General features: G+C 37.5%; 21 protein-coding genes. 13 read left to right on the plus strand and 8 right to left on the minus strand.

The window, feature by feature from the left end; all coding sequences use genetic code 11:
- The first annotated feature begins 86 nt into the window (after positions 1–86).
- Together ABD000_RS05500 and ABD000_RS05505 are read left to right on the plus strand one after the other, a co-directional pair.
- On the plus strand, positions 87–296 hold the full coding sequence (locus tag ABD000_RS05500; RefSeq protein WP_343764753.1) for a hypothetical protein: 210 nt from the start codon (positions 87–89) through the stop codon (positions 294–296).
- The gene (locus ABD000_RS05505; RefSeq protein ID WP_343764754.1) at positions 280–753 is read left to right on the plus strand and encodes a DUF6036 family nucleotidyltransferase; all 474 of its coding nucleotides are present in this window, start codon (positions 280–282) and stop codon (positions 751–753) included. The genes ABD000_RS05500 and ABD000_RS05505 overlap by 17 nt, the downstream gene beginning before the upstream one ends.
- On the opposite strand, the gene purB is transcribed toward ABD000_RS05505, so the two are convergent.
- Genes purB through ABD000_RS05520 form a run of 3 tightly spaced genes read right to left on the minus strand, consistent with a single transcriptional unit; the run spans position 750 to position 3,397 of the window.
- The gene (gene purB, locus ABD000_RS05510; protein ID WP_425545350.1) at positions 750–2,087 is read right to left on the minus strand and encodes an adenylosuccinate lyase; all 1,338 of its coding nucleotides are present in this window, start codon (positions 2,085–2,087) and stop codon (positions 750–752) included. The genes ABD000_RS05505 and purB overlap by 4 nt on opposite strands.
- 53 nt (positions 2,088–2,140) lie before the next feature.
- Positions 2,141–2,701 carry an adenylosuccinate lyase gene (locus ABD000_RS05515; protein ID WP_343764755.1) on the minus strand — a complete coding sequence of 187 codons (561 nt, stop codon included), beginning with the start codon at positions 2,699–2,701 and terminating at the stop codon, positions 2,141–2,143.
- Positions 2,702–2,716: 15 nt separating this feature from the next.
- Positions 2,717–3,397, minus strand: coding sequence for an SIR2 family NAD-dependent protein deacylase (locus ABD000_RS05520; protein ID WP_343764756.1), 681 nt, complete (start codon positions 3,395–3,397; stop codon positions 2,717–2,719).
- A 109-nt stretch (positions 3,398–3,506) separates the two neighbouring features.
- On the opposite strand from ABD000_RS05520, the gene ABD000_RS05525 reads away from it, so the two are divergent.
- Both ABD000_RS05525 and ABD000_RS05530 read left to right on the plus strand, forming a co-directional pair.
- A complete protein-coding gene (locus ABD000_RS05525) occupies positions 3,507–4,367 on the plus strand; it encodes a hypothetical protein (protein WP_343764757.1) in 861 nt (286 codons plus the stop codon).
- 72 nt (positions 4,368–4,439) lie between these two features.
- Positions 4,440–5,111 carry a TrmH family RNA methyltransferase gene (locus tag ABD000_RS05530; protein WP_343764758.1) on the plus strand — a complete coding sequence of 224 codons (672 nt, stop codon included), beginning with the start codon at positions 4,440–4,442 and terminating at the stop codon, positions 5,109–5,111.
- A gap of 217 nt (positions 5,112–5,328) precedes the next feature.
- Here ABD000_RS05530 and ABD000_RS05535 read toward each other — a convergent pair whose 3' ends face one another.
- The 4 genes from ABD000_RS05535 to rlmH form a co-directional block, all read right to left on the minus strand.
- Positions 5,329–6,093 carry a carboxypeptidase-like regulatory domain-containing protein gene (locus ABD000_RS05535; RefSeq protein WP_343764759.1) on the minus strand — a complete coding sequence of 255 codons (765 nt, stop codon included), beginning with the start codon at positions 6,091–6,093 and terminating at the stop codon, positions 5,329–5,331.
- Between the two features lie 199 nt (positions 6,094–6,292).
- On the minus strand, positions 6,293–8,095 hold the full coding sequence (locus ABD000_RS05540) for a DEAD/DEAH box helicase (protein WP_343764760.1): 1,803 nt from the start codon (positions 8,093–8,095) through the stop codon (positions 6,293–6,295).
- 157 nt (positions 8,096–8,252) lie between these two features.
- The gene (locus ABD000_RS05545; RefSeq protein WP_343764761.1) at positions 8,253–8,825 is read right to left on the minus strand and encodes a non-canonical purine NTP diphosphatase; all 573 of its coding nucleotides are present in this window, start codon (positions 8,823–8,825) and stop codon (positions 8,253–8,255) included.
- Positions 8,826–8,834: 9 nt separating this feature from the next.
- Complete coding sequence (gene rlmH, locus ABD000_RS05550) at positions 8,835–9,308, minus strand: 23S rRNA (pseudouridine(1915)-N(3))-methyltransferase RlmH (RefSeq protein WP_343764762.1); 474 nt, start codon at positions 9,306–9,308, stop codon at positions 8,835–8,837.
- 69 nt (positions 9,309–9,377) lie between these two features.
- On the opposite strand from rlmH, the gene nadC reads away from it, so the two are divergent.
- From nadC to priA, 5 genes are all read left to right on the plus strand, one after another.
- Complete coding sequence (gene nadC, locus ABD000_RS05555; RefSeq protein WP_343764763.1) at positions 9,378–10,235, plus strand: carboxylating nicotinate-nucleotide diphosphorylase; 858 nt, start codon at positions 9,378–9,380, stop codon at positions 10,233–10,235.
- Between the two features lie 10 nt (positions 10,236–10,245).
- Entirely contained in the window at positions 10,246–11,169 is a 924-nt protein-coding gene (locus ABD000_RS05560; protein ID WP_343764764.1) for a YihY/virulence factor BrkB family protein, read from the plus strand.
- Positions 11,170–11,193: 24 nt separating this feature from the next.
- A complete protein-coding gene (locus tag ABD000_RS05565; protein ID WP_343764765.1) occupies positions 11,194–11,751 on the plus strand; it encodes a chalcone isomerase family protein in 558 nt (185 codons plus the stop codon).
- A gap of 62 nt (positions 11,752–11,813) precedes the next feature.
- On the plus strand, positions 11,814–12,248 hold the full coding sequence (locus ABD000_RS05570; protein ID WP_343764766.1) for a DUF2147 domain-containing protein: 435 nt from the start codon (positions 11,814–11,816) through the stop codon (positions 12,246–12,248).
- A gap of 17 nt (positions 12,249–12,265) precedes the next feature.
- A complete protein-coding gene (priA, locus tag ABD000_RS05575; RefSeq protein WP_343764767.1) occupies positions 12,266–14,716 on the plus strand; it encodes a replication restart helicase PriA in 2,451 nt (816 codons plus the stop codon).
- A 2-nt stretch (positions 14,717–14,718) separates the two neighbouring features.
- On the opposite strand, the gene ABD000_RS05580 is transcribed toward priA, so the two are convergent.
- Complete coding sequence (locus tag ABD000_RS05580) at positions 14,719–15,426, minus strand: LytR/AlgR family response regulator transcription factor (RefSeq protein ID WP_343764806.1); 708 nt, start codon at positions 15,424–15,426, stop codon at positions 14,719–14,721.
- A gap of 190 nt (positions 15,427–15,616) precedes the next feature.
- Between ABD000_RS05580 and rpsF the strand changes: the two genes are divergently transcribed.
- From rpsF to ABD000_RS05600, 4 genes are all read left to right on the plus strand, one after another.
- Entirely contained in the window at positions 15,617–15,955 is a 339-nt protein-coding gene (gene rpsF, locus ABD000_RS05585; RefSeq protein WP_343764768.1) for a 30S ribosomal protein S6, read from the plus strand.
- A gap of 1 nt (position 15,956) precedes the next feature.
- Entirely contained in the window at positions 15,957–16,253 is a 297-nt protein-coding gene (gene rpsR / locus ABD000_RS05590; protein WP_343764769.1) for a 30S ribosomal protein S18, read from the plus strand.
- A gap of 12 nt (positions 16,254–16,265) precedes the next feature.
- Positions 16,266–16,715 carry a 50S ribosomal protein L9 gene (gene rplI / locus ABD000_RS05595; protein ID WP_343764770.1) on the plus strand — a complete coding sequence of 150 codons (450 nt, stop codon included), beginning with the start codon at positions 16,266–16,268 and terminating at the stop codon, positions 16,713–16,715.
- 240 nt (positions 16,716–16,955) lie between these two features.
- Positions 16,956–17,270, plus strand: a complete 315-nt coding sequence (locus ABD000_RS05600; RefSeq protein WP_343764771.1) for a hypothetical protein — start codon at positions 16,956–16,958, stop codon at positions 17,268–17,270.
- Positions 17,271–17,317: the final 47 nt, after the last annotated feature.

Consider the following 17,317-nt stretch of genomic DNA (forward strand, 5'->3'; position numbering starts at 1 on the left):
ATTTTTTTGAGACAGCTTCATTACTTTTGGGTCAGAGTGTTTTTAAGAAAATCAAGATTTAGAAACAATTTTTGTAGCTTTATCTTATGAAAGTAAGTTTTTTAACCAAGGAGGAGTCTAAAAGACAGCAAGAAGAGGATTTTTTGGCGTTGTCACAATCTGAACGTATGGTGGCATTTTTTAACTTGATACGACAATCTAAACGTTATTTCCCCACCAAATCTTCTATGCCAGAGTTTGAAAAATCAAATTTTGTAATTGAGATTAAATCAAAAATCAATGATTCGTCACTCTAAAATCATCGACGAATTTATTTCTCAGGCAGCTGCAAAAAAAGTTAGGATGCTTATGGTTGGCGGAGGGGCTGTTAACTTTCATGGTTATCAACGCCATTCTGCGGATATAGATTTTTGGATTGAAACAACTGAAGAGAATTTTAATCGGCTTCTTAACGTATTTAAATCGCTTGATTATGATATTGAGGATTTTCCAGACACGGTGAAGGAAGGTAATCAAAATATTGCGATTAAATTCTCTCCTGTTGATCAACAATTAGAACTTATCACTCGCTTTTCTCTTGACAAAAGCTTTGAAGAAGCTTATCTTAATTCAGAAGAAGTAATAATACAAGGAAACAAGATTCTTAAATGGCGTGTTTTAAGTTATGATGATCTAATAGAAAGTAAATTAAGATCTATGCGACCTAAAGATTTACTAGATATTCAAGAATTACAACGTATCAACAAAGACTAAATCCCCGTATAACTCTGGGGACTTATTGCCTTGAGTTCTTTTTTGATATCTTCAGCAACATCTAGCGTTTCAATAAAATCTGCGATACTGTCTTTTGTTATTTTTGCATTAGTTCTGGTGAGTCCTTTAAGGGCTTCATACGGTTTTGGGTAGCCCTCTCTTCTTAAGATAGTCTGTATAGCTTCAGCTACTACCGCCCAGTTATCTTCCAGGTCATGATTGATTTTATCTTCATTTAACAGTAACTTAGATAGTCCCTTCAGCGTAGACTGAAAACCAATAATTGTATGCCCCAGGGGCACGCCTATATTTCGCAAAACTGTACTATCAGTTAAATCTCGTTGCAATCTACTAATAGGTAATTTAGCCGAAAGATGCTCAAAAATCGCATTTGCGATCCCTAAATTACCTTCACTGTTTTCAAAATCAATGGGATTCACCTTGTGCGGCATGGCAGAAGAACCAACCTCTCCAGCCTTTATTTGCTGCTTAAAATAATCCATGGCAATATACTGCCATACATCACGATTAAGGTCAATTAAAATGGTATTAATGCGCTTTAATCCATCAAACAGCGCTGCCATGTGATCATAGTGCTCAATCTGTGTCGTGGGAAAAGAGTGTTGTAAACCTAATTTTTCCTGCACAAATTGAGTCCCAAAGGTTTTCCAGTCCATCTTAGGATAGGCAACTTTATGCGCATTGAAGTTTCCAGTGGCACCACCAAACTTAGCTGCCGATGGGATGTCATTGAGCAAATCTAGTTGCTCCTTTAAACGAACTACAAATACCTCAATTTCTTTTCCCAGTCGGGTGGGGGAAGCCGGTTGACCGTGAGTTCTCGCCAGCATCGGGATTTTAGCCCAATCTGCTGCTAACGATTCCAGTTGTTTAATAAGATCAAGCAATAATGGAATATACACTTCATTTACTCCATCTCTTAGTGACATGGGGATAGCGGTATTATTGATGTCTTGTGAGGTTAATCCAAAATGTATAAACTCTTTTTCAGTGGATAATCCCAGTCCATCGAACTTCTCTTTGATGAAATATTCAACCGCCTTCACATCGTGATTTGTCACCTTTTCAATATCCTTTATGGCTTGCGCATCAGCAGTTGAGAATTGAAGGTATATTTTTTTTAAGTCCTCATATTGATTACCAGATACATTTGATAATTGTGGCAAACCAGCTTCACAAAGGGCGATAAAATATTCTACCTCTACCAGTACGCGGTATTTAATCAATGCCTCTTCACTAAAAAATCCGCGGAGAGACTTTGTTTTTGATTGGTACCGACCATCAATCGGTGAAATAGCTTGTAAAGCTTCCATAGGCACTAATTTTATCAAGCGACAAATATACAGTATCGCAATGCCTAAGAAAACTAGGGTTCAATTTTTTTTAAAATCTTTCGTGCCGTCGCTCTGTATCCCGCACTTTGATCGGGTGCATCTTTCTTTAGTTGTGCAATCAATGCAGGGTAGATCCAGTCAATATCTTTCCCCAACCAATACAGACTATAGATGCTATATGCTTTTGGAGCGACTTTAATGTCTGCTATCAGCCAATCAAAACAAATTTCAGTAAGTTTTTCTTTTCGCTTTCGCGGAAGATAAAGTACTTCCATGGTAATTTCTTGAACATAGCGCGCCTCACACATCAACTGAATCACTTTTGCACACGGCCGTATGGCAGAACTCTCCTGAAGCTTTCCCGCGTGAGTTAAAAAATAATCTAAATGTTGAAATAGTAGCGATAACTTCTCTTTACAAACAAACTCAAGTATCCATGCAGCTTTGTGGGAGACCTCTGCGTCATTAGAAAAAATCAATTCAAGCAAGGGTTTGACAAGTGTTGGATTCTCCAGAACAAGTCGTGACGTATGCTTCTGGTCCTCTCTAAGGGCAGATGTAGATAGTAAGGCTTCTTTTAGTTGATCATACATTTGAGATACTACGTTTTATGAGATAAGTAATTTATTAATTACTTTTTTTACTCCGGTAGTCGCTTTTTCGGCGTAGACCGTAAAATTTTTATGTGAGTCTAGCGTTGGTTTTGGATCAATAAAATAAATGGGGGTATTTTTTTGCGCAAAATCAATAAGTCCCGCAGCGGGATACACCTGCATTGAAGTTCCTACAATCAGGATGATATCTGCAGTTGAAGTAAGCGTAGCAGCTTTTTCGATCATTGGCACCGCTTCACCAAACCATACAATATGTGGTCTAAGTTGTGAATTGTGTTCGCAATAGTCCCCTAAGTTCAAATCTTCAGTCCAGTCGAGAACAAGGTTTTCATCAAAAGAACTGCGTACCTTGCGCAATTCGCCGTGTAGGTGAAGTACATTAGTGCTTCCGGCACGTTCGTGAAGATCATCCACATTTTGAGTGATAATTTGAACGTCAAAACGCTGTTCTAATCTCGCTAAGTCTATATGAGCCTGATTGGGAGAGACCTCTTTTAACTGTTTTCTTCGTTGATTATAAAAATCTAAAACCAGTTGTGGATTCTTGCGATATCCATGGGGTGAGGCAACCTCCATTACATCATGTCCTTCCCACAGGCCGTTAGCATCTCTAAAGGTGTTGATGCCACTTTCTGCACTCATCCCTGCACCTGTTAACACTACGATTCTCTTCATAAGGCTGTTAAATTAGGTTAAAAGTCGTTAAAAAGTATTAAGATTGTTGATCAAATTTACACTAACGCTACAAAAGTAGTATCATCGCATAAATCAAATATAATAAGCAATGAAAAAATTAGTAATGAGTATGATGGCGTTATCATTAGTTTTCACGGGATGTGGAGACGATGATGATGGAGATGTAAATGTAGATTTTACTGGTGAGTCTAAAGTATACCAATTAGGTGAGCGAGATATTGATGGTGTTTCTGGTACAGCAACCTTTAGAGAATTAGAAGATGGAACAACAGAAGTTACATTAGACCTAGATGGTGATTTAGAAGATGGTGAAGATTATGCTGCACACATACATGCGGGGTCAGCGTTTCCAGGTATGGGAGCTATAGTGGTTACATTTACACCGGTAGACGGAACTACAGGAGAGAGTGTTACAATTGTGAGCGAACTTTTTGGAGATGATGACGATGATGATAATGATGAAACAATCACTTATGATCAACTATTGAATTACAATGGTTACATTAATGTTCACAAATTTGATGATCTTAGTGTATTAGCAGCTCAAGGAGATATAGGGTCAAATGAACTAACAGGAAATTTCAAGGTGTATGAATTAGATGAAAAGGATGAGCCGGGAATTTCAGGTACTGCGACATTTGAGGAAAGAGCTGGTGGTTCTAGTCTCGTCACTTTAAACATTCAAAATACTATTGATGGGGCTACGCACCCGGCGCATATTCATGCTGGAAATGCAAATCCGGGCGGTGGAGCAATTATTTTTTCTTTTGAGCCGGTAGATGGTACCACAGGGATCAGTAGGACTAATTTGTCTGCATTAAACGACGATACAGACCTATCTTATTCAGATGTTTTTGATCTTGATGCATACATAAATGTGCATTTAGGACCAGGTGATGATTTAAGTACAATCGTTGCTCAAGGTAACATTGGATCAAACGAAGACTAATAAATAGTTTTCTAACTAAAACTAATCCCGACCGTATGGTCGGGATTTTTTTGTTTTAGTATTTTCGTGATCATGAAGGAGAAGCTTACCGATCATTTGATTCAATATGTTGAAGGTTTTATCACCGATGAGCGCAGAGAACGCTTTAAACACATTCTAGCCCAACGCACTAATCATTTTACTGTTGTGACCGAAGATGTGTACCAACATCACAACGCTGCAGCTGTGGTGCGTTCGTGTGATGTGTTTGGGGTGCAGGCCTTACACTTGGTTGAAGAAATTTATAAAAACAGAATAGATACTAAAATCGCTCTAGGCGCACAAAAATGGGTTACGCTAGAAAAACATAACAAAGTAGGGGAGTGCATGGTTAAGCTTCGTGCAAAAGGCTACAGTATTGTAGCCACAACGCCGCATCATGATGCGCAATACGTGTCAGATTTTGATATTACTAAGCCTGCTGCCTTCTTTTTTGGAACGGAGAAAGAAGGGTTAAGTGATATTGTAATGGAAGAGGCTGATGAATACCTAAAAATTCCCATGGTTGGCTTTACAGAAAGTTTAAACATCTCTGTCGCGGCGGCAATCATTTTGGAGCAACTCACCACCCGACTTAGAAAAAGTGATCTCAACTGGCAGATTCCGGCAGATCAGCAAAGGGTGATTTATTTTCAATGGATTAAAAACACCATCAAAAGTATTGATCAGATTTTGGAAAGGTACGAGGGAGAAAATGAGTCGTGAGTTGATGAGGTTATGAGTTGACAAGGGATGAGGACATGGGGCATTAGGCATGAGGTGATTAGAAAAGAGACTCTTGAGAATAAGCCATTAGTTGATGAGTCTTTAGGGTGAATTTTTTTAAGCTAGAATCAACACTTTCAGGATTAGTCTACAATCATGCTAATATACCAACGTACAAATATTCCAAAATACAACCTACCAATATACCACCGGCGTATTAATTCTTCTGTTCTAGCACTTTATAATCCTCATAGCAACCACTAATTGCGTCTAAGAGTTGAAGATCATTCGCCGTCTTAATAAAATCATCAGAGTAACTGCAGCGTCTAAGAATTTCGTCAATATCGACTTTGGTAATTTGGAGCAGGGCAGAAAGGGTTTGACGGTCGTATTTAGATTGAAGCAGATTTCTAATCTCATCATCTTCTTTCATTTTGCGCAGTTTACGCATTTGTTTACCTCGTTTTCCAAAGGTGTTGTACAAGAAATCTGCCGGATTAAAGATGGACTTTATCACTTTAGTGATTGCCCCGGGTTGATCCGGACCGCCTTCATACCCCGTATTGAGTCCAGAAATACTGTAACGGTAATTCTCGTAAATCGGAATGTTTTTTGCGTCAATTTCTAAGTAACCGGTTAGTTTTACAGGTTTAATTTCGACTTCTTCAAGAGCGATGCCAACTTCAGTCATTTTGATTTTGACTTCACCGTACTTTGTCCAGTCATTCGTAACCTTCACTTGAATAGGTTCAAACCCTAAATAAGAGAAATATAAGGTATCGTTGGGTGTCGCCCGAATTTCAAATTTCCCCTCCTCGTCAGAGATGGTACCTTTTACAGCATTGAGATTAATGATGTTTACATTGTTTAACGGGGTGTCATCAGTACCATTGAGAACAGTCCCTTTTATGACTTCTGCTTCGGTTTGAGCATGCAGCGCAGCGATAAAAAAGAATGTAAAAAGATATAAAATTCGTTTCATAAACGTATACAAGCAACAAAGTTACAATATCCTAAAGAGAAAACCGTACCAAAATGATGTGTTGAGTAAATCATTCCTGAAAATATTCTTTCAAGATATATTCAATCCCGAACCGTTTTTAGGAACTGTCTTTATGATCATGCAAAAACGACAGAATTTAATCCGTTCTGCAGTCTTGTATGCATATGAAAAAAAATTACTATTTACTTCTGCGTTTGGATCTGCTTTGAAAAGAAGGTTTTTTGCCTTTTCCGGAAGCTCCACCACCAGATCTTCTAGAACCGCCGCTAAAACCTCTGTCTCCTCCACGGGATTCGCTGCGTCTTCGGCTTCCTCCTTCACCATCACTTCTACGTCTTTTTCCACCACCACCAGATCTTCTGCCAGGTTTTCCGCCGCGATTTCCTTTATCTTTCGTAAGCTCTATTTCAACTTTACGACCATTATGCGTAAGCTCCTGGGCAAGTTCAAATACCTGTTCTTGCTTGTCTGCTTCGGTATTAAAAAATGCGAAGCTGTTCATCACATCTACTTTAAAGACTCCGTCGCGACCTAAGTTTAGATTGTCTTTAAGATAATCCTTTAAGGTCATCCAGTTAAAATCATCGCGTTCTCCAAGATTGATAAAGTAGCGAACCTCATTCCCATTGCTCTGGGCATAGTCTTTTCCATCTGCCGACGGCGTATTAATCTTAGGTTCGTTCTTGTAATAGTTGAAAAAGCGTGTGAACTCTACTGTGAAGAATTTTTTAATGAGTTCTTCTTTGGAATAGCCTTCTAGAATTTCTTCAATCTGCGGTAAGAATGCATCAATCTCATGATTGATTTCGGTCTTTTTTACGCTGTTCGCCAGATGTAATAACTGCGTTTTACAGATTTCTTTTCCGCTGGGTAATTCCTTTTGTTCAAAGGATTTGCTGATCACCTTTTCAATTTGTCTGATCTTTCTAAACTCACTTTTGGTAATGATCACCATAGAAGTTCCTGTTTTACCGGCTCTACCGGTACGACCTGATCTGTGCGTGTATGTCTCGATCTCATCTGGCAATTGATAATTGATCACGTGGGTGATATCATCTACATCAATACCACGTGCAGCAACATCAGTTGCTACAAGCATACTGACTTGACGTTTTCTAAAGCTGTTCATGACCAGGTCACGTTGTGCTTGACTTAGATCCCCGTGAATAGCCGCGGCATTGTAGCCATCTGTGATCAGTTGTTCTGCTACTTTTTGGGTGTCGCGTTTGGTTCTGCAAAAAATGACCGAAAAGATATCTGGATTCGCATCTGCCAGGCGTTTTAAAGCTCTATAGCGATCTCTGCCGCCCACCATGTAATATTCGTGAGTAACATTTTTAGCTCCTGTATTTTTAGTACCTACCGTAATTTCATGAGGAGAGTGCATGAATTTTTTGGCGATAGTAGCTACCTCTTTAGGCATTGTTGCACTAAACAACCACGTGCTTTTATCATCTGGGGTTCCAGATAAAATATCGGTGATATCTTCATAAAATCCCATGTTCAACATCTCATCGGCTTCATCAAGAATGCAATATTCAATGTTGGTGATATCAATGATTTTACGACGAATCATATCTTTCATCCTTCCTGGAGTAGCCACAATGACATGTGCACCACGATTAATTTGTCTCGCTTGATCTGTAATGCTGGCGCCACCATATACGGCTACGGTGCGAAGACCTTTAATCTTCTTCCCATAGTTTTGAATTTCATTCGTGATTTGTAAACAAAGCTCACGGGTAGGTGAAAGTATCAACCCCTGTGTTTGCTTGCTATTAACATCAATATGTTGTAGCAAGGGTAATCCAAAAGCAGCTGTTTTACCTGTTCCTGTTTGTGCAAGAGCAACCAAATCGGTTTCTTGTTCTAAGAGTAATGGAATTGCTTTTTCTTGGATTTCACTGGGAGTTTCAAAACCCAAATCTTCAACCGCAGCGACTAGCTCTGCGTTAAGTCCTAACGTACTAAATGCGTTCATTCGTTTTTATTTAAGTCCTCAATTCACGCAGTTTCACAGGTCGTGTGAGGTCCTCTAAACGCACTGAATGAACAAAGGTGTTCGTTTTAAGCGCGCAAAGATACGTCTTAATAAACGATTATTAGATGCAAAGGCGAAATACTTTTTTAATTGATTATCAATTGTTTAGGAAGTTAATGAGCTTTTTAATGCCTTTTGCTCTATGGCTATATACGGCTTTATCGCTCATTTGCATCTCCCCAAAGGTGATTTTGGAGCCTTTAGGTTTAAAAACAGGATCGTAACCAAATCCCTGACTTCCAATTTTTGCCTTAGTGATTGTGCCTTCGCAGATCCCCTCAAAAAGATATTCCTTACCATTGAGTAGTAATGCTATAATTGTTTTGAATTGCGCACTGCGATCATCTTTGTTCGATAATTGCTGAAGAAGCTTATTCATATTATCATTAGGATCCTTTTTTGGCCCCGCATAGCGTGCCGAAAATACTCCGGGTGCTCCGTCTAAGGCCGAAACTTCTAAACCCGTATCATCTGCAAAACAATTCAAGTTAAATCTATCTTTCACAAATCTTGCCTTTTGTAATGCATTGCCTTCAATGGTAGGCTGAGTTTCAGGAATTTCTTCCATTTGATTAATATCATGCAAAGAAAGAAGTTCAATGTGTGCAGGCATTAATTCTTTTACTTCTTCATATTTATTAAGATTGTGCGTTGCAAAAACAAGTTTCATAGGAGTATATTAACGATGATGATAGGGTTCATTTTTTAAGATGGTATAGGCTCTGTATACTTGTTCAACAAAAAACAGGCGAATCATTTGATGGGAGAATGTCATGGTAGAAAAGGATAGTTTTTCATCAGATCGCCGGTAAACTGCTTCAGAAAATCCATAAGGCCCACCAATAACAAATACCAGGTTTTTGAGTCCGCTATTCATTTTCTTCTGCATCCATTCCGCGTAAGCGAGAGAAGTGTATTGCTTTCCCTTTTCATCTAATAAAATCAGTCGATCTGCTGTTTGTACCTTTTTTAAAATAGCCTCTCCTTCTTTTATTTTTTGATGCTTCTCATCCATACGCTTGGCGTTTTTCAAGTCGGGGATAATAATCCACTCAAAGGACACGTAATGACTTAAACGCTTTACATATTGATCAAGCAAGTGCTGTAAATCGCGATCATCAGTTTTACCAACGCTGATAAGAGTAATATTCATACGGACTAAAATACGTGTAAAAATAGGTTTTACTTTGTTCAATTCTTACTTTAGCTAAAAACTAATTTCATGATATCTGCAGATCAGTTTAATGCCGAAATTCAACAAATTATCGTTAATGCGGTGAGAGAGGATGTTGGTGACGGTGATCATAGTTCGCTGGCATGCATCCCTACTAATGCTGAGGGTAAAGCTAAATTGCTCATTAAAGATGACGGTATTTTAGCGGGGGTTGAATTTGCCAAGCAGGTATTTAAATATATAGATAGGGGATTGCGAGTGGATACTTTTATTAGTGATGGTACTGCTGTAAAATATGGTGATGTAGCATTTCATGTGAGTGGGTCGAGTCAATCTATTCTAAAAGCAGAACGCCTTGTACTTAATGCAATGCAGCGTATGAGTGCAATTGCTACTAAAACAAAAGACTATGTAAAGAAATTAGAGGGAACAGACGCCAAAGTACTTGATACACGTAAAACAACTCCTGGTATTAGGGCATTAGAGAAATGGGCCGTTAAGATCGGCGGGGGAGAAAATCACAGGTTCGCGCTATATGATATGATTATGCTTAAGGATAATCACATTGATTTTGCTGGCGGAATCAAACAAGCTATAGAGAAAACTCATTTGTATTTGAAGAGAGAAAATCTTGATTTAAAAATTATTGTCGAAGCCCGAAATTTGGATGAAGTGAAAGAAATACTGGCTGTTGGAGGAGTTTACCGAATACTACTGGATAATTTTGATTATGACACGACGAGAGAAGCTGTTTCCATTATTGGTGATCAATGTTTAACAGAATCCAGTGGTGGGATTACATTAGATACGATTAGAAATTATGCTGATTGTGGTGTGGATTTTATCTCAAGTGGTGCATTAACCCACTCGGTATACAATATGGATCTGAGCTTAAAGGCGGTTTAACTCAAACAACTTGCGCAATCCATTTAAAAATATTCCAATCTTAGGGTGGTTAATCTCCATTACCCAAAAGGTCAAGCTTCTGGGTTTTGAAGGATTAACCTTATATGATCTAGCAAACCTATACATTCCAGGAATTATTAAAGGAACCTTTGCTACACGGGCAAGTGCGATAGCATTTAGTTTTTTTATGGCCATTTTCCCATTCATCCTCTTTGTCATAAACCTTATTCCTTTTGTGTGGTTTATTGACGATTTTCAGGCAGAACTATTTGATTTTATTCTTGAATTAATTCCTACTCAAAGTCAACCTTTTGTGGATGATGTTTTGTTAGATATTATCGATAAACCACGCGCAGGCTTACTTTCTTTTGGGTTCCTATTATCTATTTTTTTAATGGCTAATGGCATTAACGCTGCATTTACCGGCTTTGAGTTTTCTGTACATACACAAATTAATCGCTCTTTTATTCGGCAGTATGCGGTGGCTATGGGAGTATCATTTATTGTGGCATTGTTATTGTTTACTACGGTTATATCAATCATATACTTGTCGTATTTGATTGAAGTATTTACAAAAGGTGGATTTGTTCAAGATGGAGCGGTGTATGCTTTTTTAGGAAGAGGATTGATTGTGATTGTCATGATTTTTAGTATTGTAGCCACGTTATTTTACTTTGGGACGAAGGAATCTAAGCAATCCCGTTTCTTTTCTGTTGGAGCCATTTTCACAACACTATTGATTTTATTATTTACCTACTTGTTTAGCCTTTATATTGAAAATTTTGGCTCTTATAATGAGCTATATGGTTCAATAGGAGCACTTTTAATTTTGATGGTGTATATTTGGCTAAATTCTAATATATTGCTGCTTGGTTTTGAGCTTAATGCTTCATTACATCGCCTAAAAAACAACAAAAACCTTAATCCTAATTAACACAATAATAGAAAAATAGAAATGATGAAAAAATTAATACTTTGTTTCGCTATCTGCGCATCAGTAATGCTTAATGCACAAACTAAAGTTGGTGATGCAACATTACCAAATTCGGTTACCTTTGGTGAGAGTCAACTAATGCTCAATGGAGCAGGTGTACGTGAAAAGATGTGGATTGATTTGTATGCAGGCGGATTATATTTAATGAATAAGTCTGGTGATGCGAACAAGATAATCGCAGCAGATGAGACTATGGCAATTAAACTTCATATCGTTTCACGTTTAATTTCCAGTGATAAAATGATTGATGCTGTAAATGAAGGATTTGAAAATAGCACTAAAGGCAACACAGCTCCTATAGCAGATAAAATCAAAACCTTTAAAGGTTTCTTTATGGATGAGATTTCTCGTGAAGATGTATTTGATATTACATATCAACCTTCTCGTGGAGTAGTCGTATATAAAAATGGTAAAGAAAAAGGAGTCGTAGAAGGCATGGACTTTAAAAAAGCATTATTTGGTATTTGGCTTTCTAGTAAACCGGCAGACGATGATCTTAAGAAAGCTATGTTAGGCAAGTAGATCTGCTATAATCAAAATAAAAACGTCCTCAAATGGGGCGTTTTTTTATTATATTTATTTTTATGAAAAGAGTGTTTATTTGTTTTGTTGCACTGATTTTTTTTAGTCCGAGAGTTATTTCACAAGAAGTGACCGGAAGCTGGAAAACCATTGATGATGAAAGTGGTGTTGCGAAGTCTATAGTTGAAATTTATGAGGATGACGGCAAGCTGTACGGCAAAGTAGTTCGTATTTTAAAAGAGTCTGAACGTGACAGAATCTGTACCTTATGTAAAGGTCAGGATAAAAATCAACCCATTGAAGGTCTTGTCATTCTCAAAGATTTAGAGTATGATCAGGGTGACGATGAGTTTGAAGATGGTACGGTTACTGATCCCGAGAACGGCAAAGTATATGATGTGAAAATTTGGTTGGATGAAGATAATCCTGATCTACTTAACGTTCGTGGATATATTGCTTTTTTCTATCGCACTCAACAATGGAAACGCGTTAAGTAATTCCTTATTTCTTTAGTATGAAGTCTTTCCTGGATGTGCTTTTACCCTTGCCACTCGCCCAGTACTTCACATATAAAATTCCGCCAGAATTCGAACGGCGAATTGAAGTTGGGATGCGTGTTTCAGTACCTTTTGGAAAATCAAAAATCTATACAGGTATAATTTGCAAAATACATGATCAGCAACCGCTTCATTATGAGGCTAAATATATAGATCAGGTTCTGGATGATGAATCAATTGTTACTGCTGAACAATTGGCTTTTTGGCAATGGATAGCGTCATATTATATGTGTGCGGAAGGCGAAGTAATGAAAGCAGCATTGCCGGGAGCATTATTATTAGAAAGTGAGACTATTATCCAATTAAATACGTCTACAACCGAAGCAGAAGTAGAACTAACAGATGACGAATTCCTAATTACGGAAGCACTACATGCGCAAAGCTCTCTTAAAGTGCACGAAGTAATGCAGTTGTTAGATAAAAAAAGAGTGCTACCTATCCTTAATGCCTTAGTTCAAAAAGGAGTAGTTGATCTCACTCAAGAGCTATATGAGCAGTATAAACCCAAACTAGTTCGTTATGTTCGATTGCACCCTTCGTATGCTTCAGATGAAGCACTACATAAATTGTTGGATCAATTAAGCAGGGCGCCTAAACAGCGCGAAGTTATCCTGAACTTATTTTCGCTTCAAGCTAAAGATAAGGGTCCTATAGAGGTTGCAACTCTAACTAAGGTTAGTAATGCATCCTCAGGAACAATCAAAATTTTGATCGTTAAAGATATTTTAGAGGAGTATCATCTTCAAAAAGATCGAATACACTATGATACCGAAAATTCTTCGGGTGATTTAGAACTTTCAACAGTACAACAAACAGCGCATGCTCAAATAGAACAAGGTTTTAAAAAGAATCGTGTGTGTTTATTGCATGGTGTCACCTCTTCGGGCAAAACCGAAATCTACATAAAACTCATAGAGAAAGCACTTCAGCTTAAAAAGCAAATTCTTTATCTATTACCTGAAATTGCGCTCACCACACAACTCATCTCAAGATTACAATCCTACTTTGGTCAGGAAGTCTTAGTCTACCATAGTAAATACTCTGTACAGGAGCGCGTAGAAGTCTACCGGCACATCAAAGAAGGTACTAAAGGCAAAATTGTCATTGGAGCCAGATCCTCGGTTTTACTACCTTTTACTAATCTGGGGTTGATTGTTGTAGACGAGTCCCATGAGAGTAGTTATAAGCAATACGATCCTGCACCACGTTATCATGCCCGGGATGCCGCGATCGTTTTAGCAAAACAATTTGATGCCAACATTGTTCTGGGGTCTGCCACACCCGGTGTGGAAAGCTATTTTAATGCACAACAAGACAAATACCAACTGGTAGAGTTAGGAGAACGTTTTAAAAACATTTTACCTCCTGTAATCAAGACAATTCACCTTGGCGATAAACATAAGCGCAAAGAGATGAAGGGAAATTTCTCTAACGATTTGATCCTGGCAATTGAACGAACTTTGAAGGCGCAAAAACAGGTTATTTTATTTCAAAATCGAAGGGGGTATTCTCCGATTTTAACGTGCAATAGTTGTGGACATGTTCCTCAATGCGCGAATTGTGACGTAAGCCTGACCTACCATCAATACAACAATCAATTGCGTTGTCATTATTGCGGATATCACATGGCCATGCAGACACACTGCCTGGTGTGTGAAAGTAATCAATTGACGACAAAGGGTTTTGGTACAGAGCAAATTGAGGCAGAACTAAAAGAATTATTTCCAAAAGCTACATCTGCCCGCATGGATTTGGATACCACACGTGGTAAGCATGGATATGAAAAAATTATCCATGCTTTTGAGAATGCCGAAATTGATATTTTAGTGGGAACCCAAATGCTTTCTAAAGGATTAGACTTTAGAAATGTTGATTTGGTCGGGATAATGAGTGCAGACAGCTTATTAAATTATCCTGATTTTAGAGCGTATGAAAGAAGTTTTCAATTGATGTTACAAGTCGCAGGGAGAGCAGGGCGTACCCAACAACAGGGAGAAGTTTTGATCCAAAGTTTCAATCCAAATCACGCCATCATAAAGCAAGTCGTTCGTTATGATTATGCGGGAATGTATAGAGATCAAATTAAGGATAGAGAAGTATTTCATTATCCGCCTTTTTTTAGGCTCATTCGATTGACATTTAAAGGGAGAGATTTTAATCGTGTCAATGATGCCTCTCAATGGACCGCTGATGTCATGCGTCAACAATTTGGTGAGCATGTGTTAGGACCAGAGTATCCGCCGATTTCTCGTATTCGTAATCAGTATCATAAAAATGTATTACTTAAAATTCCGCAAGGGCAGTCCCTTCCTAAAACAAAAAAAGTACTCCGCAGAGTACTTAAAAGTTATGAAGCGATTGGATCGTATAGATCAGTTCGCGTAATTATAAATGTTGATCCCTATTAGATTTAGTCCTTTTTTAATTCTTCTAAAGCTTCAACCATATTCTTTTTTTTATGGCGGCTAATTGGAATATCTGTTCCACTTACCATGGCATATTTACTATTATATCCTTCAACCCTGTGTAGGTTGATTAAAAAGGATTTATGAATACGCATAAATTGATCTTGGGGTAATTCCTTTTCATATGCTTTCATGGTAGAAAGGACTACGTAGCTGTCTTCATCTGTTACGAACTTCACATAATCCCCTAAGGCTTCAACATAGCGAATGTTATTGAGGTAAACCTTGTGTTTCTTTTGATTACTTTTTATAAAGATGTAATTATCATCATTTTCATAGAGATTCTTATTCTTGAGAACGAACGCGGCAATAGCTTTTTGTATTGCAAGTTCAAACCTGCTTTTGTCCACAGGTTTACTTAAATAATCCACCGGCTCATAATCAAATGCTTTAAAGGCATATTGCGTTTTACCTGCTACAAAAATAACTTCGGGCTTATTGGGCAATCCGTCTAAAAGATCAAATCCAGTTAAAATGGGCATCTCAATATCGAGAAAGATTAAATCAACGCGAGTGTTAGCAAGTCCCTTTTTAGTCTCGATGGCATTTCCATATTGTGCTACTAATTCAAGATTAGGATGATCTTTAATAAGTTTTACCATAGCAAGTCGCTGTAAACCAGAGTCATCAACAACAGCACATTTTAATTTAATATTTTCCACGCAGTTAGTTTCTTACTTAATCAAACAATAGTATTGATTATTTATTATTTTAACAAATATAAATTCCTATAATCCTGTAAGTTTTTAACTATTTACTGTGAATTACTCTTTTACCCGTGGCGTCATCCTTGGCTAATAAGAAATAAAGCATTACTTTTGCAGCCAATTTTAATAAAATAATATGAATCATTACGAAACTGTTTTCATTTTGAATCCCGTTTTATCTGAAGATCAGATAAAGGAGACAGTAAAGAAATTTGAGGATTTCATTGTTTCAAAAGGTGCCAAAATGATTCACAAAGAAGACTGGGGTCTTAAAAAATTAGCGTACGAAATTCAAAACAAAAAGAGTGGTTTTTATCACTTGTTTGAGTTCACTGCTCCTGGAGAAATCATTGAACCGTTTGAGGTTATGTTTAGAAGAGATGAACGCGTGATGCGTTATCTTACCGTTAAGTTAGACAAGTATGCCGTGGAGTGGGCAGAAAAAAGAAGAACCCGTAAAAAGCAAAACGCATAGTATGGCAACTTTACAACAACAAGCAAAAGGAAAAAAAGACGGAGAGATAAGATATCTTACTCCGTTAAATATAGAAACAAGTACAAAGAAAAAATACTGTCGTTTTAAGCGTTCTGGTATTAAGTACATAGATTATAAAGACGCAGACTTTTTAGGATCATTTGTTAATGAACAAGGTAAATTATTACCACGTCGTATTACGGGTACTTCTCTTAAATATCAGCGTAAAGTGGCTGTAGCGGTGAAAAGAGCACGTCACATTGCAATCATGCCTTATGTAACCGATTTGTACAAATAAAAATAGATAATCATGGAACTTATATTAAACAAAGACGTTGATAATCTAGGATTTACAGACGATGTAGTAGAGGTTAAAAATGGTTACGGTCGTAATTATTTGATCCCACATGGATACGCAAGCTTAGCAACACCTTCAGCTAAAAAAGCCTTGGCAGAGAAGTTAAAGCAAAGAGCTTACAAGGACAAAAAGATTATTGATGCAGCGAATAAAGAGGCTCAAAGACTTAATGGTTTAGAAATCAATATTACTGCAAAGGCAGGGAATGATGGAAAATTATTTGGTAGCGTAACTAATGCAGATGTATCTACTGCTCTAGAGAAAGAAGGAATTGAAATTGAAAAGAAATTCATTTCTATTGCTGGTGGTGCTGTTAAACGTACCGGTCAATATGAAGCGACGATTCGTTTTCATCGAGATGTAGTAGAAACCTTAACTTTTGAAGTGGTTAGTGAGAGTTAGTACTACACTTTAATGCATAAGAAAACCCTCTGGAGCTTTTGTGACAGAGGGTTTTTTGTTTCTAATATATACAGCTTGTTATACAGTTTATACACATTTCAAGCAATTGAAATAGTTTAAACTTTACGTTAGACTCTGATAAACAAAATCTTACGTATTAAAAGGATTGATTATTCACTACTGGTACAGTTTTTCTATAGTTTACATCAAACAGAAATAAACTTTTAAATTTTAAAAACAATGAAAAATTTGGCAATAGCAGCAGCATTCGTAGTAGGAGCAAGTTTTGCGTCATTCGCATCAACCCCTATTATCTTCCATGACGGAATAATGGAAACAGTGCTACAGGATGAATACAAAGAAGTAGCAGCTTCAGAATTACCGCAAGCCGTAGTTAATTCTTTTGCAAAGGATTTCCCAGATGCAAAATTAATTAAGGCACACACCAATGAAGAGGGTAAATACAAATTAGAGATCGCTGTAGAAGGTGAAGCTAAGACAGTATATTGCTCTGCAGAAGGCGAGTGGCTAACTGAAGAAGACAATGAAGAGTAGCTAGTAGGTTGTTTTGATCATCACCTTGATCAATTATTTAAGCCATG

This window comes from Gangjinia marincola (assembly GCF_039523415.1).
GTDB lineage: Bacteria > Bacteroidota > Bacteroidia > Flavobacteriales > Flavobacteriaceae > Gangjinia > Gangjinia marincola.

Coding starts and splice junctions, on each gene's coding strand:
- purB (WP_425545350.1), bottom strand. CDS start 2,087: ATGGAAGCTTTACAAGCTATTTCACCGATTGATGGTCGGTACCAATCA.
- rplI (WP_343764770.1), top strand. CDS start 16,266: ATGGAACTTATATTAAACAAAGACGTTGATAATCTAGGATTTACAGAC.
- priA (WP_343764767.1), top strand. CDS start 12,266: ATGAAGTCTTTCCTGGATGTGCTTTTACCCTTGCCACTCGCCCAGTAC.
- ABD000_RS05505 (WP_343764754.1), top strand. CDS start 280: ATGATTCGTCACTCTAAAATCATCGACGAATTTATTTCTCAGGCAGCT.
- ABD000_RS05565 (WP_343764765.1), top strand. CDS start 11,194: ATGAAAAAATTAATACTTTGTTTCGCTATCTGCGCATCAGTAATGCTT.
- nadC (WP_343764763.1), top strand. CDS start 9,378: ATGATATCTGCAGATCAGTTTAATGCCGAAATTCAACAAATTATCGTT.
- ABD000_RS05540 (WP_343764760.1), bottom strand. CDS start 8,095: ATGAACGCATTTAGTACGTTAGGACTTAACGCAGAGCTAGTCGCTGCG.
- ABD000_RS05500 (WP_343764753.1), top strand. CDS start 87: ATGAAAGTAAGTTTTTTAACCAAGGAGGAGTCTAAAAGACAGCAAGAA.
- ABD000_RS05535 (WP_343764759.1), bottom strand. CDS start 6,093: ATGAAACGAATTTTATATCTTTTTACATTCTTTTTTATCGCTGCGCTG.
- ABD000_RS05515 (WP_343764755.1), bottom strand. CDS start 2,701: ATGTATGATCAACTAAAAGAAGCCTTACTATCTACATCTGCCCTTAGA.
- ABD000_RS05530 (WP_343764758.1), top strand. CDS start 4,440: ATGAAGGAGAAGCTTACCGATCATTTGATTCAATATGTTGAAGGTTTT.
- rpsR (WP_343764769.1), top strand. CDS start 15,957: ATGGCAACTTTACAACAACAAGCAAAAGGAAAAAAAGACGGAGAGATA.
- ABD000_RS05545 (WP_343764761.1), bottom strand. CDS start 8,825: ATGAAACTTGTTTTTGCAACGCACAATCTTAATAAATATGAAGAAGTA.
- ABD000_RS05600 (WP_343764771.1), top strand. CDS start 16,956: ATGAAAAATTTGGCAATAGCAGCAGCATTCGTAGTAGGAGCAAGTTTT.
- rlmH (WP_343764762.1), bottom strand. CDS start 9,308: ATGAATATTACTCTTATCAGCGTTGGTAAAACTGATGATCGCGATTTA.
- ABD000_RS05520 (WP_343764756.1), bottom strand. CDS start 3,397: ATGAAGAGAATCGTAGTGTTAACAGGTGCAGGGATGAGTGCAGAAAGT.
- ABD000_RS05570 (WP_343764766.1), top strand. CDS start 11,814: ATGAAAAGAGTGTTTATTTGTTTTGTTGCACTGATTTTTTTTAGTCCG.
- rpsF (WP_343764768.1), top strand. CDS start 15,617: ATGAATCATTACGAAACTGTTTTCATTTTGAATCCCGTTTTATCTGAA.
- ABD000_RS05525 (WP_343764757.1), top strand. CDS start 3,507: ATGAAAAAATTAGTAATGAGTATGATGGCGTTATCATTAGTTTTCACG.